This is a genomic window from Devosia sp. GW821-FHT12F11, from assembly GCF_058806655.1.
In genome coordinates this window covers 1-14165 of the sequence record NZ_JBXAPX010000008.1, presented here as the reverse complement: position 1 = coordinate 14165, position 14165 = coordinate 1, and the positions used below count along the sequence as shown (strand labels likewise).

Sequence of the window (14165 nt, the reverse complement as noted above, 5' to 3'; positions counted from 1 at the left end):
CCTCGGCTGCCGCATCCTGCCCCCGGCTTTGGGGGAGGAAACCATGCCTTACGTCCGTATCGAAATCACCGACGGCGCGACTTACGAACAGAAGCTGCAGATCTACAAAGAGACCACGGAGATGCTGGTCCGGATCCTGAACAAGAAGCCGGAATACACTTTCGTGGTCATCGAAGAGGTCGACAACAAGAACTGGGGCCACATGGGCACGTCCGTGGCCAAGATCCGCGAGGCCGAGGCCAAGGCAAAGGCCAAGGCGGCCGTCAAGGCGCCCAAGGTCACCAAGGCCAAGGACAAGCCGAAACCGGCAAAGCCGAAGCCCAGGACCGTGAAGGCCTGACGTGCCCGAGATTCTCGTTCACATCGTCGAAGGCCGCTCGAAAGAGAGCAAGAAGGCGCTGATGAAGGACATCACCGACGCGGTGGTGAAGAACTTCAACGTCCCGGCCGAGCGGGTCGTCGTGCAGATCGTCAAGAGCTCCCGGGACAGCAAGTCGAGGGGCGGCGTGCCCTTCGACGAGATGTAACCGGCGGCTGGAGCGCTTTCAGGAAAGCCTGTCGCCGTGAGACGCGGACCACAGACTTTCCGCCTGGAGCATTTGGCCGTTTCAACGGAGCGGTGAAATGCTCTAGTGCCCGGGGTCGGGAATGTTCAGCACGTGCCCGCAGGCCTTGCAATGCACGGCGTCCGGCTCGTGTCGCTGCAGGCCGCATTGCGGGCAGGGGAAGAATACCTTGTTAGGGCGGAAGATCGACTGCGCCAACCGGACGAACAGCGTGATGCCGATGATCATCACGGCAATCGAAGTGAGCTTGCCGGCCGTGCCCGGCAGCGTCACATCGCCATAGCCGGTCGTCGTCACCGAGGTGACGGTGAAGTAGAGCGCATCGACATAACCCTCGATGCCGGAATCCGGGCTCGCAAAGAAGGTCAGCACGAACCCCGAAACGAGGAACAAGAACGTCACGATGTTGACGATTGCCTCGCCCTGTTCGCGGTACTGCGTCAGCCTGAACTTCTTCAGCGGCCGCCACAGCACGCCGCTCTGTGACAGCGTCCAGAGCCGGAGGATGCGCAGGAAGCCGAAATTGGCGAGCCAGGCCGGCAGCAGCAGTGTGACGAGGATGAAAATGTCGACGATCGTCGTCGGCTGTCTCAGCCAACGCAGTGGATCAGTCGAGGCGAGGCCACGCGCCACCAGGTCGGCGATCAGCAGCACGGCCACCGCAATGTCGAACCAGATGAAGCTGGGCCGCTCGCGCAGCAGCGGCGTCGCGATGAAAAAGGCAATGATCGCGAGGTCGACCAACAACACGGCGAACTGGAAGCGCAGCGCGGTGGTCGAACTGCCGTGGTAGAGCAGCCGCAAGGTTGAGCGCAGCCGGGTCAGGCCGTGCTCGGGACTTGGCTCATCCATCCGCGTTGCCTCCTCCCCGGGAGCTTGCCCGGACCGCGCTTGCTGTCAATGCTGTACGGCCGGCTGTCGCTGCAGCACGTTGTGCGCCACCACCAGCACCGCCGCGCCGCAAGTCGCCAGGGTCGCCGCGACCCAGAACAGCTCGAGATACTGCCCCGGCGCCGCCACCAAGCCGAAAATCCCGGCCGAGAGCATGCCCGAGGCAACGATGGTAACGTCGAGCAGTGAGGTCGAAAGCCCAACCCGCCCGCGGATCGCCTCCTGCATGTAGCTGATCGGCACGCTCATCAGCACGGCGATCGCGACAGCCCGCGGGATCTGCAGCCAGAACACCTCGGTGACCCCGCTCGCCTGCGTCAGCAGCACCTGGTAGAGCGCGTAGATCAGCGCCCCGGCGGCGATCAGCGTGTGCTTCCTGAACCGGCGGCCGAGAAAGCCCCAGGCCAGCATCAGCGGAATCTCGAGAAATGCCCCGATGCCCGCGGCGATCCCGACATCGCCGATATTGCCGCCGAAATGGCTGACCATCGCCAGCGGCGTCGCCGTGCCGCTGACCTTGATCGCCACATTGATCAAGAGCACGCCGCAGATGCCGACCAGCATCGGCAGCCCGATGCCGCCTTTGCCGTCGGTGCTCGGCTTCGGCGGGGCCGAAACGACGCGGGTCGCAGGGTCGGCCAGCATCACCAGCGAGATGGCGCCGCAGACCAGATAGGCCATGGCCGCCAAGAGGTAGACGTCGAACACTTGGTAGACCGCAGCGATCCAGCCGGCGAGCGGCGGCACCATCACCCACGAAGCGGCATAGATCGAGCGCAGCACGGTGATGCGGAATTCGGCATCCCTCGGCCGCGTCTGGTCGTAGTAGACGCGGGCATAGGCAAAGGTCTGGCTGAACGCCGAGTTGCCGAACGGCAGGATCACGCAATAGGCGATGACAAAGGCCATCGGGCTGCGCAGCCAGTACATCAGGCCCATGCCGATCGCGCCGAGCAGCGCGGTGACCAGCATCAGCAGCCGGCGGTCGCCGATCCGGTCCGACAACCAGCCGAGCGCCACTGAAGCAACGACACCGACGATCGAGGCGGCCGTCAGGATCAGCGCGAAATCGCCGTGACCGATATCAAGTGCGTCGATGGCGATGATCGCGTCATAGGGCGCCGTCGAGGCATAGCCGACGCCGATCGATAACAGGCTCGCAGAAATAAGCGCCGCCATCGGCAGGCGTGGTTGGACAGTCTCGGTCACGTCGGTGGCTCTCCCCCGCGATCCCTAGTGCAGAATCGCGGGGGCAGGCCAGTGGTTTGGTCGAGTGCCAGACGTGGCTCGAGTGGCTTGTGCACGAGGAACGGGCACGGCAGCGCTAGTCAGCAGCAGCGTCGGTAGGCGCATGTCACCATCGTCGTCCTGCGTCGCTCGAAGGTCAGTTGCAGTAGAACTCGTCGTTGGGACCGTAGCACTCCGGCGGGAACCCGTTGTCCGGCGGCGGATACTCGTCGTCCGGGTTAGGTTCGGGCAACACCTGTGGTGCGCCGCTCCCCTCTCCATAGATCAGGCTTTTGGGCGTATTGGCCACAAACCCCTTCTGGAAGCACTCCTTTGCCTCTTCGACGCGGAACGCACCCAGCAATGGGGCCTGCGACTGGGCATACTTGAAGCTCGCCTTCAGGTCGTCGCGGTCAGCACCCTTGAAGTCGTCGGTGTGGCCGAGAATCTCGGATTTACCGAGGTCGTAGGCGCCCAGCTCGCACGTATCGTCGAGCGTCACGCAGGCGTCGTCCAGATTACAGAGCACGACCTGGCCGTGATAGAGCAGCACCTTGGTTTCCTGGGCGCTCGAGTTGAAGTCGAAGGAGGTGCCGCGCACCCCGATGGTGCCGGTCGGCGTTTCGATGATGTAGCGGTCTTTCGGCGCCCGGCCGGTGGTGAAGCGGAAGGTGCCCGACAGCGCGTTGATGGCGAATTTGCCGGCCGAGTCGTCGTTGCGCAGCAGATAGTCCTCGATCAGCAGGGCGGAGTTCGGGCCCACCACCAGCTCGGTCTGGTCGCTGAACTTGATCTGCACCTGCCCCTTGGCGCCGGTGACAACCCGGTCGCCGATGGAGATGTCGGCGCCCACCGTCAGCGTCTTGGTGTCAACTTTGGTTTCGACCGAGGCGGCGGGGTCGACGCCCAGCGCCTTGCCGCTGGCGGCGAGCGTGGGCAATGAAAAGGCAATGAATCCAAGCGCAGCAAGTGCGCAGGCGAGGGGGGCTCGCCACATCAGGGGGTGCATATGCGTCCTCGACAATGCAGTGGCACGGAAATCGCCCGGCCCCCCGGCGAGTGCGATCGTCGGTCTCCTACACAAGCCCGTATGCCGGTTCCAGACCGAAAAACCGGATTCATCGGCGCTCGTGACCGGCTTGTTCAGGAATCGTTCAGCTTGTCCGCGCCGCGGCTGAAGGCGGACCATCAGGTCTGCGCCCCGGGCCCTTTTCAGCAGCGCAGCAAGGCCCTATATGCCTCGCGTCGAGGACGACCCCGACGCTTCCCAATGATCAGGCGGGACGGCCCGCGCTCAAGGAGTAACTTCCATGGCGTGGGTTTACCTCACTGTTGCCGGCCTGCTGGAGATCGTGTGGGCCATCGGCCTCAAATATACCGAAGGCTTTTCGAAGCTCGGCCCGACCGCCATCACCGTGGCGGCGATGCTCGCCAGTATCGTACTGCTCGGCATCGCCTTGCGTGACCTGCCGGTGGGCACGGGCTATGCGATCTGGACCGGCATCGGTACCATCGGCACCGCAGTGCTCGGCATCCTGCTGTTCCAGGAGCCGGCCACCGCCCTGCGGCTTGCCAGCATCGGCCTGATCGTTGCAGGAATTGTCGGCCTCAAGCTGGTCAGTTGAGGCCGCTTGCCGGTGCACCTGTTGCTTCCGCGCCAGCCTCTTTGGTGAAATTGCGGGATAACGCAAAAGTTGATGGAACCTTTTGCGGTTTTCCGTAACGTGCATTGCGGGGGCTCCGTCAGGCGGAGCTAATCCGCGCCGAGCGTCAGCGCATCTCGAAAAGAAAGTAAAGGGGAGCCATGCTGTTCCGCTCTGCTGAGGTCGTGTCTGTCCTCATGCTCGTTGTTGCCTTGCTCATTGCCAAGCACCTGCCGCTGTTTTCCGGTCTGCCGCTGTCGCAGATCACCGGCATCGTCTGCTTCATGTTCGCCATCTACCTCAGCCTGCGCATCTACAATGCGGAGCTGAAGAAAATCCGCGCCGAGGAATAGGCAACGGATTTAGTAGTCCATCGCCTCATCGGTGGCGCCGGGGACGGCGCCACGCGCCGCATCGATGGCTTGTCGACATGGCTCGGAGAATTTCGACGCGTTGTCGCGAATGCACTGCGCGAGCCGGCCGTCGCCTGGTTGCAGATCGCCGCAGGCTGATCGGAAATCGGCTTGGCAGACGCGCCGCAGCTCCATCTTCTGCATCAGGTTCAGCTGTGCTGCCTCCGCACCCGTCGCTGCGGTCAGCAAAGCGGACAGAACAAGCGCAAGACCTCGTTTCATTGGTTACTCCTGTGAAAGAACAAGCGGGGGAGCCCTGCGGTTGGGGGCCGGGGGCCCCCCGCTCCACGGCCGGGTCGTGGCCGATCAGTATGCGGTGACGCGGAACCGGCGGCTGTGACTGTTGCCGGCCGGACCGGTCACCGTTCCCTTGCAGTCCCATTGCTCATAGGCGACGCGGACGCACATGCCCGAGCGCTTCAGCGTGTTGCCGTTGACGCCGGTGAGCTCGGTTTCGCGATAGCAGGCGCCCTGGAAGCAGTAGACCTCTGCCGAGCGTGTGAGGGTGCCGTGGTCAGTGTCGATGGTCACCTTGCGCTCCCAGGCGGAGGCGCTGGCGGTGCCTCCCACCATGGCTGCCGCGGCAAGGGTAAGGACGACGACGAGTTTTCGCATTTTTGGTCTCCTGGTTTCGATGGGGGAGACGATGGACCCGGGTCTTTGCGCCGCTGTTGCACGCTGGCGCCCTCGTGTAACGATTTGTAACGGCGGCAGCTCGGCGGTTGCCGCCTCGTCGGTGTAACCGCTACAGCCCTTGGGGGATGTACTGCCGACCTAATTGTTCGACAGCGCGACAGATCAGACAACCGGCCGCTTCATGAACCCAGCACGCCTGCTCGTCATCGAGGACGATCCCGACCTCCGGGCGTTGCTCGCCGAGTTCCTCACGCGCGAGGGTTACGAGGTGCGCACCCTCGATACTGGCCGGCTGGCGACGCAGACCATTGCCAGCTTCGCGCCGGCGCTGGTCGTCCTCGACATCATGCTGCCCGGCGAGGACGGCTTCTCCGTCTGCCGCCGCATCCGCATCGAAAGCATGGTTCCGATCATCATGCTGACGGCCAGGTCGGAAGACGTTGACAAGATCGTTGGGCTGGAAGTCGGCGCCGACGACTACCTCGGCAAGCCGTTCAATCCCCGCGAGCTGCTCGCGCGCATCCGCGCCCAGCTCCGGCGCTCGGCCGCCCTGATGCCGCCTGCCATGCCGGTGTCGCGACGCAAGGCGGTGGGTGAGCTCATCATCGACCTCGATGGCCGCGCCATCGCCACTCGCGCCGGTGCGCTGGTGACCCTCACCACCGCAGAGTACGACCTGCTCGCCTGTTTCATCGAACGGCCGCGCCGCGTCCTCTCTCGCGACCAGTTGCTCGACTGGACGCGCGGTCGCACTGCCGATCCGTTCGATCGCACTATCGATGTCACCGTTTCGCGCCTGCGCGCCCGCCTCGCCCCGGTTGCACCGAGCGTAGTCGATGCCATCACGACTGTGCGCAACGGGGGCTACCTCTTCGCCATGCCGGTCGAGGACGCCTGATGCGCAGCCTCCCCCTTTCGCTGCGGCTGGTGCTGATTGTCACCGGCGCCATCTTCCTGCTCCAGATCGCGGCGTTCGCCGTGCAGGTGACGCGCGATGACGGTTTCACCTTGGGAGGGATTCGCCCCTCTTTTGCCCGGCAGGTGGTCAGCCTGGTCCGTTTGTTCGATCGCCTGCCGCCGCTTCGCCGCAGTCTCGCGCTCGATCTGCTCAACAACGCCCGCTTCGACGTCGCCGTAGCGGATAGCCCACCGGCGCCCGACCCCGGTGGGCTGCTTCTGGGATGGAGTGCCCGCATCACCGCCGATCGGATTGCGGCCGAAGGGCTCGATCGCGATCGCATCGAGGTGAGTAACGTGCGCTCTGCCCGCGGCGAGGGCGACGGCCCGTTCGCCCGCCTGGTCGGCCGGCACCTGCGTATTACGGTAGCGCTGCAGAGCGGCTCCTATCTCGTCATCAACCCGGCAGGCGAAGTCGATTCCTACGTCTATGGGGGGATCCTGGCGGCCATTGCCGCGCTGATCGGCCTCATCGTGCTCGGCGTCGCCGTCGTCCTTGTCCTGCGGGAGACCCGGCCACTGGCCGCGCTTACTGCCAATGTCGAGGCCTTCGCCCGGACGGCGTCCCCGCGCGAGCTCGAGCCCCGCGGTGCATCGGATCTTCGTTCGCTGATCGGGGCCACCAATGCCATGCAGCACCAGATCGCCGCACTGATCCGCGACCGCGCCCTCATCCTCGCGGGCATGTCGCACGATCTCAGAACCCAGGTGACCAAGCTTCGCCTGCGGCTCGAACTCATGCCGCCCTCGACCGGTCGCGATCAGGCCGTTGCCGATGTCGAGGCCATGCAGGCGCTGGTCGAGCAGGCACTGGAGTTTGCCTCGCTTAGCGACAAGCCGGGCGAGGGCCGGGCCGATGTCGCCGCCACCCTCGACGGCATGCGCGCCGATCGTCCGGAGTTGGCATGGTCCGGCCATCCCCCGCTCGAGGTCGCCATCGGCGAGCCGGCGCTCCGCCGTGTGCTCCACAATCTGGTAGGCAACGCCATCGCCTACGGCCGGCAAGCCGATGTCAGCGTGACTGCCACCGCCACCGAAGCTCTCGTCGCCATTGCCGACCGTGGACCGGGCATTCCGCTCGCCGAACGCGAACTGATCTTCGAGCCCTTCTACCGCGTCGAGGGGTCGCGCAGCCGCACGCACGGCGGCACCGGGCTTGGGCTGGCGATCGTCAGGCAGATTCTCGATCGCCATGGCGGCCGCATCACCGTCTCGGATCGCCCGGGCGGCGGCACGATCTTCACCGTCTCGCTGCCGCTTGCCGTCTGAGCGCAATCTGCGGCGCTCAACACATGCCGCGCAGGTCCAACCGTGCGAGAGGGGACCATATGAAGTCCGAGGAATATCGGCTGGATTAGAGGATGAAGTCGGCTGCATACATTGGCAGCCGGCCATTCAGTTCGATCTGAAAATCCGCCACGCCGTCGCCGTCTGTGTCGCCTTCGACCAGCGTTACGGCGGAAAGGTCGGCGCGCTGCTCGTAGACCCAGCGCAACTCGCCGGCCTTGCCGGTGAACTCGGCAAAGCCCAGCAGTTGGAATGCCTGGTTGCCGGCGAACTGCTCGTTGGCGTCGATCGACCCGAGGTTGATTTTGTCCGCCGTCGGCTTGAAGTCCCAGATCACGTCGCGCGTCGTTTCGCCGGTACCGATCTCCTCGACGCTGCGAAAATCGAACCTGTCCCGGCCCTGTCCGCCGAGCATGAACTCCGTGCCGAGCCCGCCGATCAGCAGGTCATTGCCGGCCCCGGCGTTGAGATAGTCATCACCGTCGCGCCCGTCGAGCCGGTTGCTGCCGCCCCAGTCGATCAGCTCGTTGTCCGACGCGTTGCCCAGCAGCGCGCGGCCGGAATAGTCGATGGCCATGGTGAGGTTCTCGATCTCGGGATAATCCTCGAGATCGATCGCCACCGTCGCGCGGATGGTGTCCACCCCACCGATATCGATGATGGTGTCGGAGCGATCGTCGATAAGCTGGTAGATGTCGTCGCCTAGCCCGCCCTCGAGCAGGTCGGCGCCGCCATGCCCGAACAGCTGGTCGCTGCCATCAAGTGCGATGATGTGATCGTTACCGGCGAACCCGAGGATGGAGTCGTTCGCATCGCTGCCGGTCAGCGTCTCGGCGGCATCTGTGCCCATGATGTAGGCCATCGCGTCCCCCCTAGAGAATGAAGTCGCCCGCCGTCAGCACATGCTGGCCGCGCAGTTCGAGGCCGAAATCGGCCTCCCCATCGCCATCGGTGTCACCCTCGATGATGGTCACCACTTCACCATTGGTGAAGGTGAAGTAGTCGTAGCGCAGCTGACCCCATTTGCCGGTGAACTCGCCATCGCCGATGAACGTGAAGGACTGGTTGCCGTTGCGCCAGACGTTCGAGTCGACACCGGCGAGGTTGATCACCTCGCCCGCTTCGAAGTCGACGATCACGTCGCGACCCACTGTCGGTTCGCTCTGGTAGCTGGCGAAATCGAACCGATCCGTGCCGGCGCCGCCAATCAGCACATCGCGCCCGAAGCCACCGATCAGGATGTCATTGCCGCCGCCGCCTTCGAGCCGGTCATTGCCGTTGTCGCCGGAGAGCACGTTGTCGCCAAAGCCGCCAACCAGCCGGTTGTCGAGGTCGTTGCCGCTCACGTGCCAATCGCCCGCATCGGCAAGCACCAGGTTTTCGATCTCGGGATTGCCGGCGAGGTCCCAGTGCGTCGTGGCGCGGATCGTGTCGATGCCGCCGGTGTCGATGATGCTGTCGGTGCGGTCGGCGAACACGAAGTATTCGTCGTTGCCAAGCCCGCCTTCCAGGATGTCGGTGCCCTCGACGCTGCGCAGCGAGTCATTGCCCACATCGCCGATCAGGTGGTCGTCGCCGCCATAGCTGATCAGTACGTCGTGGCCGAGCCCGCCACGCACCGTCTGGTCGCCGGCGGCGTCGATCCGGGTCACCGCTTCGGTGGGCTTCAGCCCGTACACCACCGCAGTGGTCCCGGAGAGATAGAGGCCGCCCGGGCTGGCGTTGCTGTTGCCGAAGGCGAGGTCGGCGAAGCCGTCGCCGTTGAAGTCGCCTAGCCCGGCAACGTTTTCGACGCCGGAATAGGGGTCGGAGCTGTCGATTTCGAAGCCGCTGCTGCCATCGAGATCGTCGACGTCGAAGCCCGGCGTGTGAAAGGTCGCCCGGCCGAACACGACGTGCGCCCGGCCGTAGCCGGTCTGCACCAGCACATCGTCGAAACCGTCGCCGTTCACATCCCCGGCGCCGGCCACCTCGGTCCCCAGCCGTGCCAGGGTCGGCCCGCGGATGACAAAGCCATCGCTGCCGTCGAGCGCCTCGAGGTCGAGCGAAGCGTCGAACCCGTCCGCCTTGCCGAACACCACATAGGCCTCGCCGCCATCGATATGGCCGTGCGGTCTGGCATTGGGATTGCCGATGATGAAGTCGTCGATGCCGTCGCCGTTCACATCGCCCGCCGCCGCGACCGTGCGGGTGACATCGGGGTCAAGCCGGAAGCCGTTGCTGCCGTCGAGGAGGTCAACGGCGAGGTCGGCAGGAAAGCCATCTGCGCCGCCGAAGATCACCGCCTCGCCAATGGCGACGTCGCCATACCCGTCCCCATTGATATCGCCGATACCGGATGGGGGCTCGTATCCGCGCTCCAGCTGCCTGAAGATCGATGTGGTGACGTCGGTGACAACAGCATCCGCCGCAAAACCGTCCGCCTTGCCAAGCAATAGCCGGGCCTCGTAGTCGGTGGTGATCAGCACATCGTCGAAGCCGTCGCCATTGGTGTCGCCGGCCGAGGCGATGGTGTAGCTTGCGGTCGATCGCGGCGGTCCGTTGAGCGTGAAGCCGTTCTCGCCGTCGAGCTGTTCAAGCCAGAAATACGGCTCGAACCCATCCGCTTTGCCGAAGACGACGTGCACGTCCTCGTAGCCGTACTGGTCAGTGTCGTTGGTGGTGCCGACCATCAGGTCGTCATAGCCGTCGCCGTTGATGTCGCCGGCGCCTTGGACGTACCAGGGCTTGTCCACCGTATCGATGGCAAAGCCGTTGCTGCCATCGAGTTCGGTGATGTTGAAATCGGCAGGAAATGGTTCGGCCGAACCGAAGACCACGTAGTTGTAGACTGCGCCGCCCATCCGGTCGCGGCCGCTGACGATGATATCGTCGAAACCGTCGCCGTTGACGTCGCCGGCGTCCTCGACGCTGGTCCCCAGCCTGTCGTCGGTGGTGGCGCCGGTGATGTTGAAGCCGTCGCTGCCGTCCAGCGCGTCCGGATCGATGCTAGGTGGATAATAGGCCATGCTGAAAATCCTCCCGAATATCGCTCAAGGCTCCGCCTCGGCCCGCGATCCGGGAACGTAGCGACTTGCATGGCGGACATGTCAGCCGTGCATGGATCAGCCCGCCTTCGACCTTTCCGTCGCCAAATCAGAACTGGTGGCTGCCTATTTTTGCGGCATCCGCTCACCGCGCAGCGTGGGCGCCCGTCAGGCGGGCACGGATGAGCGCCCGCCCGTTCCGGCTCGCAAAGACGACAGCACCTAGAGGATGAAGTCGCCGGCGCTGAGCCCGATGCTGCCACGCAGCTCGATCTCGAAATCGGCGACGCCGTCGCCGTCGGTATCGCCGGCGATCACCGTCACCGTTTCGGTGCCGGCATTGATGAGTTCCTCGTAGGTCACGAGCTCACCGGCCGAGCCGGTGAAGCTGGTGGCGCCAAGAAAGCGGAAGCCCTGGTTGCCGGAATGTCCGGCGTCGGAGTCGATCCCGCCCAGATGGATGAGGTCATCGCCATGAGTAAAATCCATGATCTGGTCGCGGTGGTAGATGCCCGGACCCGAGCCGACGCCCGTCTCGGCCACGTCGCGGAAATCGAAACGATCGTCGCCGCTGCCGCCCTGCAGGTAATCGACGCCGAGCCCGCCGATGAGGATGTCGTCGCCGCCACCGGCTACGAGATAGTCCTGCCCCTCGCGTCCATCGAGGATGTTGCTGCCACCCCGATCGAAGATCTCGTTGTTCAGCGCGTTGCCCAGCGCCTCCCGGCCGGAAGCCTCGGTAGCCATCACCAGGTTCTCGATCTCCGGGTAGTCCGCGAGGTCGAGGCTGGTGGTGGCGCGGATGGTGTCCCAGCCGCTCAAGTCGATGATCGTATCCGAGCGGTCGGCGTTCAGCTCGTAGGTGTCGTCCCCCTCTCCGCCCTCGAGGAGGTCGGCGCCAGGGCCGCCGATCAGGCCGTCATTGCCGTTGAGCCCGATGAGGTGATCGTCACCACCGAGGCCCAGGATCCTGTCGTCGTCGTCATCCATGCCGATAATCGTATCCGGCCCGGACGTGCCGATAATGAATGCCATCATATCCTCCCTCTCACACCGCCACCTTGCGACGGCCTTGTTCTGCGCGGCACGACCGCGCCCGGCATGACGGCTACGCTCGCGCCGCATGGCGACATCGGATTCTGCTGCAAACGGGTTCCGGCGCTTGCCTAATTCCTGGGCGAGAGGGCCCCGGCGCTCGGTGCTGCCTGGCCGCTTGGCATTGGCCTCGCCAGTCGCACGCGACGTCGCCCCGTGCTAAATGTGCGCCCATGAACGCCATCACCACGCCTCGCACCGCCCGTTCGGTGTGCCCACACGATTGCCCGTCGACCTGCGCGCTCGACGTCGAACTGATCGACGAGCGGACCATCGGCCGGGTCCGCGGCGCCAAGGACGATCCGTACACGGCTGGCGTCATCTGCGAGAAGGTGGCGCGCTACGCCGAGCGGATTCATCACCCGAACCGTTTGACGCATCCCCTTCGCCGCGTTGGCAAAAAGGGCGCCGGCGAGTTCCAGCGGATCAGCTGGGATGAAGCGATGGATGAGATCGTCGCGCGCTGGCTGGAGATCGAGCGCACCGATGGCCCCGAGGCGATCTGGCCTTACTTCTACGCCGGCACCATGGGTCACGTGCAGCGCGACGGCATCGAACGGCTGCGCCACGCCCGCGGCTACTCGCTGCAGTATGACACCATCTGCACCGGCACCGCCTGGCCCGGCTTCATCGCCGGCACCGGTGTGCTCGCCGGCCCCAACCCCGAGTCGATGGCCGACAGCGATTGCGTGGTCATCTGGGGCACCAACGCCGTCGCCACCCAGGTCAACGTGATGACCCATGCCATCCGCGCCCGCAAGGAGCGCGGGGCGAAGATCGTCGCCATCGACATCTACCGCAACGGCACCATGGAGCAGGCCGACATGGCGCTCGTCGTGCGCCCCGGCACCGATGGCGCGCTGGCCGTGGCGGTGATGCACATCCTGCTGCGCGACGGTCTCGCTGACCGCGCCTATATGGCTGAGTACACCGACTTCTCGCCCGAGTTTGAAGCCCACCTTTCGACCCGCACACCCGAGTGGGCAGCGTCCATCACCGGGCTTGCCGTCACCGAGATTGAGGCTTTTGCCCGGCTGGTCGGCACGACGCCAAAGACCTATTTCCGCCTCGGCTATGGCTTCACCCGCCAGCGCAACGGCTCAACCGCGATGCATGCAGCCCTCTCGGTTGCGGCGATGACCGGCTCGTGGCAGCACCATGGCGGCGGCGCCTTCCATTCCAACTCCGGCTCGTGGAAGCTCGACAAATCGATGATCACCGGCGCCGACATGGGCCCTGGCGGGCGCGAACTCGACATGAGCGAAATCGGCAAGGTGTTGACCGGTGACAGCACGGCGCTGAAGGGCGGTGGGCCGGTCAAGGCGCTGTTCATCCAGAACACCAACCCGGTCAACGTCAGCCCGGAGCAGGGGCTCACCCGCACCGGCTTTGCGCGCGACGACCTGTTCACCGTCGTCCACGAGCAGTTCATGACCGATACGGCCAGGTTTGCCGATATCGTGCTGCCCGCCACCATGTTCCTCGAGCACAACGACTACTACCGCCGCGGCGGCCACACCCGGCTGCTCTACGGCCCCAAGCTGGTCGACGCTCCCGGCGAATGCCGCTCCAACTTCGAGGTGGTCAACGAACTGCTGCGGCGCCTGGGCAGCGACCACGCCTCGATGCACCTCACCGATCGCCAGATGGTGGCGGAGACCTTCCGCCGCTCCGGCTTCGGCGAGCTCGACGAGATCGAAAAGACCGGTTTCATCGACGGCGCCTGGCCGGACGAAAAGGCCCGCTTCGCCGATGGCTTCGCCTGGCCGGACAAGCGCTATCGCTTCGAGCCGGACTGGGACGCGGTAGCCCGGCTCAAGGGCTACACCTGGGTTTGCGATCCCTCGGAGATGCCGCGCTTCGCCGACCATTGGGACGTTACTGAGCGGGTCGACGCCGAAACTCCGTTCCGGCTCGCCACCAGCCCGTCGCGCAGCTTCCTCAACTCGACCTTTGCCGAAACCGCCGGCAGCCGGAAGCGCCAGCCCGAGCCGACAGTCTTTGTCCATCCCGACGATGCGGCTGAACTCGGCATCGCCGATGGCGATCCGGTCACGCTCGGCAACCGTCGCGGCGAGGTGGCGCTGAAAGCGGTGTTCTTTGCCGGCATGCAGCGCGGCGTGCTGATCGCCGAGGGCATCCACCCGAACTCGGCACATCGCAACGGCCAGGGCATCAACACCCTGATCGGCTCGGACCCCGTCCGCCCCTTCGGCGGAGCGGCGTTCCACGATACGTCGGTGTGGGTGCGGCGGGGGTAAGGGAGCGAAGTAACCGCACCCACCGGCCCCATCTCCCCCTCGGCGGGGGAGAAAGCGAAAACTTGGGCTTAGCGAAGCTAAGTCCCTAGTTTTCGCAAGAGAGCATCTGTGTTTGCCGTCAAGCTGTTTTGGGTTGGTCAGGCTCCCAAGGGCGGTTCTGCGT

At 65.0% G+C, this 14165-nt stretch carries 15 protein-coding genes; 7 read left to right on the top strand and 8 right to left on the bottom strand.

Translation table 11 applies throughout. The features are described 5' to 3' along the window. The first annotated feature begins 43 nt into the window (after positions 1 to 43). Complete coding sequence (locus AC1ROK_RS21490; RefSeq protein ID WP_492850716.1) at positions 44 to 340, top strand: tautomerase family protein; 297 nt, start codon at positions 44 to 46, stop codon at positions 338 to 340. Between the two features lies 1 nt (position 341). Next, positions 342 to 527, top strand: a complete 186-nt coding sequence (locus tag AC1ROK_RS21485) for a tautomerase family protein (RefSeq protein WP_492850715.1) — start codon at positions 342 to 344, stop codon at positions 525 to 527. Between the two features lie 102 nt (positions 528 to 629). Here the strand turns inward: AC1ROK_RS21485 and AC1ROK_RS21480 are convergent, their stop codons facing one another. From AC1ROK_RS21480 to AC1ROK_RS21470, 3 genes are all read right to left on the bottom strand, one after another. Next, positions 630 to 1418 carry an ion channel gene (locus AC1ROK_RS21480; RefSeq protein WP_492850713.1) on the bottom strand — a complete coding sequence of 263 codons (789 nt, stop codon included), beginning with the start codon at positions 1416 to 1418 and terminating at the stop codon, positions 630 to 632. A 45-nt stretch (positions 1419 to 1463) separates the two neighbouring features. Continuing rightward, positions 1464 to 2666, bottom strand: a complete 1203-nt coding sequence (locus AC1ROK_RS21475) for a sugar efflux transporter (protein ID WP_492850711.1) — start codon at positions 2664 to 2666, stop codon at positions 1464 to 1466. 175 nt (positions 2667 to 2841) lie between these two features. Beyond that, positions 2842 to 3873, bottom strand: coding sequence for a FecR family protein (locus AC1ROK_RS21470; RefSeq protein ID WP_492850709.1), 1032 nt, complete (start codon positions 3871 to 3873; stop codon positions 2842 to 2844). Positions 3874 to 3994: 121 nt separating this feature from the next. On the opposite strand from AC1ROK_RS21470, the gene sugE reads away from it, so the two are divergent. Together sugE and AC1ROK_RS21460 are read left to right on the top strand one after the other, a co-directional pair. Further along, positions 3995 to 4309 (top strand): quaternary ammonium compound efflux SMR transporter SugE, encoded by a 315-nt coding sequence (sugE, locus tag AC1ROK_RS21465; RefSeq protein WP_492850707.1) that lies wholly within the window; start codon positions 3995 to 3997, stop codon positions 4307 to 4309. 215 nt (positions 4310 to 4524) lie between these two features. Further along, complete coding sequence (locus AC1ROK_RS21460) at positions 4525 to 4680, top strand: hypothetical protein (RefSeq protein ID WP_492850705.1); 156 nt, start codon at positions 4525 to 4527, stop codon at positions 4678 to 4680. 9 nt (positions 4681 to 4689) lie between these two features. Here the strand turns inward: AC1ROK_RS21460 and AC1ROK_RS21455 are convergent, their stop codons facing one another. Next, a complete protein-coding gene (locus AC1ROK_RS21455; protein WP_492850703.1) occupies positions 4690 to 4962 on the bottom strand; it encodes a 3',5'-cyclic-nucleotide phosphodiesterase in 273 nt (90 codons plus the stop codon). 84 nt (positions 4963 to 5046) lie between these two features. Further along, the gene (locus AC1ROK_RS21450) at positions 5047 to 5355 is read right to left on the bottom strand and encodes a hypothetical protein (protein ID WP_492850701.1); all 309 of its coding nucleotides are present in this window, start codon (positions 5353 to 5355) and stop codon (positions 5047 to 5049) included. Positions 5356 to 5557: 202 nt separating this feature from the next. On the opposite strand from AC1ROK_RS21450, the gene AC1ROK_RS21445 reads away from it, so the two are divergent. Both AC1ROK_RS21445 and AC1ROK_RS21440 read left to right on the top strand, forming a co-directional pair. Then, complete coding sequence (locus tag AC1ROK_RS21445; protein WP_492850699.1) at positions 5558 to 6274, top strand: response regulator; 717 nt, start codon at positions 5558 to 5560, stop codon at positions 6272 to 6274. After that, the gene (locus tag AC1ROK_RS21440) at positions 6274 to 7602 is read left to right on the top strand and encodes an ATP-binding protein (RefSeq protein ID WP_492850697.1); all 1329 of its coding nucleotides are present in this window, start codon (positions 6274 to 6276) and stop codon (positions 7600 to 7602) included. The genes AC1ROK_RS21445 and AC1ROK_RS21440 overlap by 1 nt, the downstream gene beginning before the upstream one ends. An 85-nt stretch (positions 7603 to 7687) precedes the next feature. On the opposite strand, the gene AC1ROK_RS21435 is transcribed toward AC1ROK_RS21440, so the two are convergent. The 3 genes from AC1ROK_RS21435 to AC1ROK_RS21425 all read right to left on the bottom strand — a co-directional run bounded on the left by AC1ROK_RS21435 (position 7688) and on the right by AC1ROK_RS21425 (position 11681). Then, positions 7688 to 8482 (bottom strand): calcium-binding protein, encoded by a 795-nt coding sequence (locus AC1ROK_RS21435; RefSeq protein ID WP_492850695.1) that lies wholly within the window; start codon positions 8480 to 8482, stop codon positions 7688 to 7690. 10 nt (positions 8483 to 8492) lie between these two features. Beyond that, positions 8493 to 10628 (bottom strand): hypothetical protein, encoded by a 2136-nt coding sequence (locus AC1ROK_RS21430; protein ID WP_492850693.1) that lies wholly within the window; start codon positions 10626 to 10628, stop codon positions 8493 to 8495. Positions 10629 to 10868: 240 nt separating this feature from the next. Continuing rightward, a complete protein-coding gene (locus tag AC1ROK_RS21425; RefSeq protein ID WP_492850691.1) occupies positions 10869 to 11681 on the bottom strand; it encodes a M10 family metallopeptidase C-terminal domain-containing protein in 813 nt (270 codons plus the stop codon). Between the two features lie 233 nt (positions 11682 to 11914). Between AC1ROK_RS21425 and AC1ROK_RS21420 the strand changes: the two genes are divergently transcribed. Further along, on the top strand, positions 11915 to 14002 hold the full coding sequence (locus AC1ROK_RS21420; RefSeq protein ID WP_492850689.1) for a molybdopterin-containing oxidoreductase family protein: 2088 nt from the start codon (positions 11915 to 11917) through the stop codon (positions 14000 to 14002). The last annotated feature ends 163 nt before the right edge of the window (positions 14003 to 14165 follow it).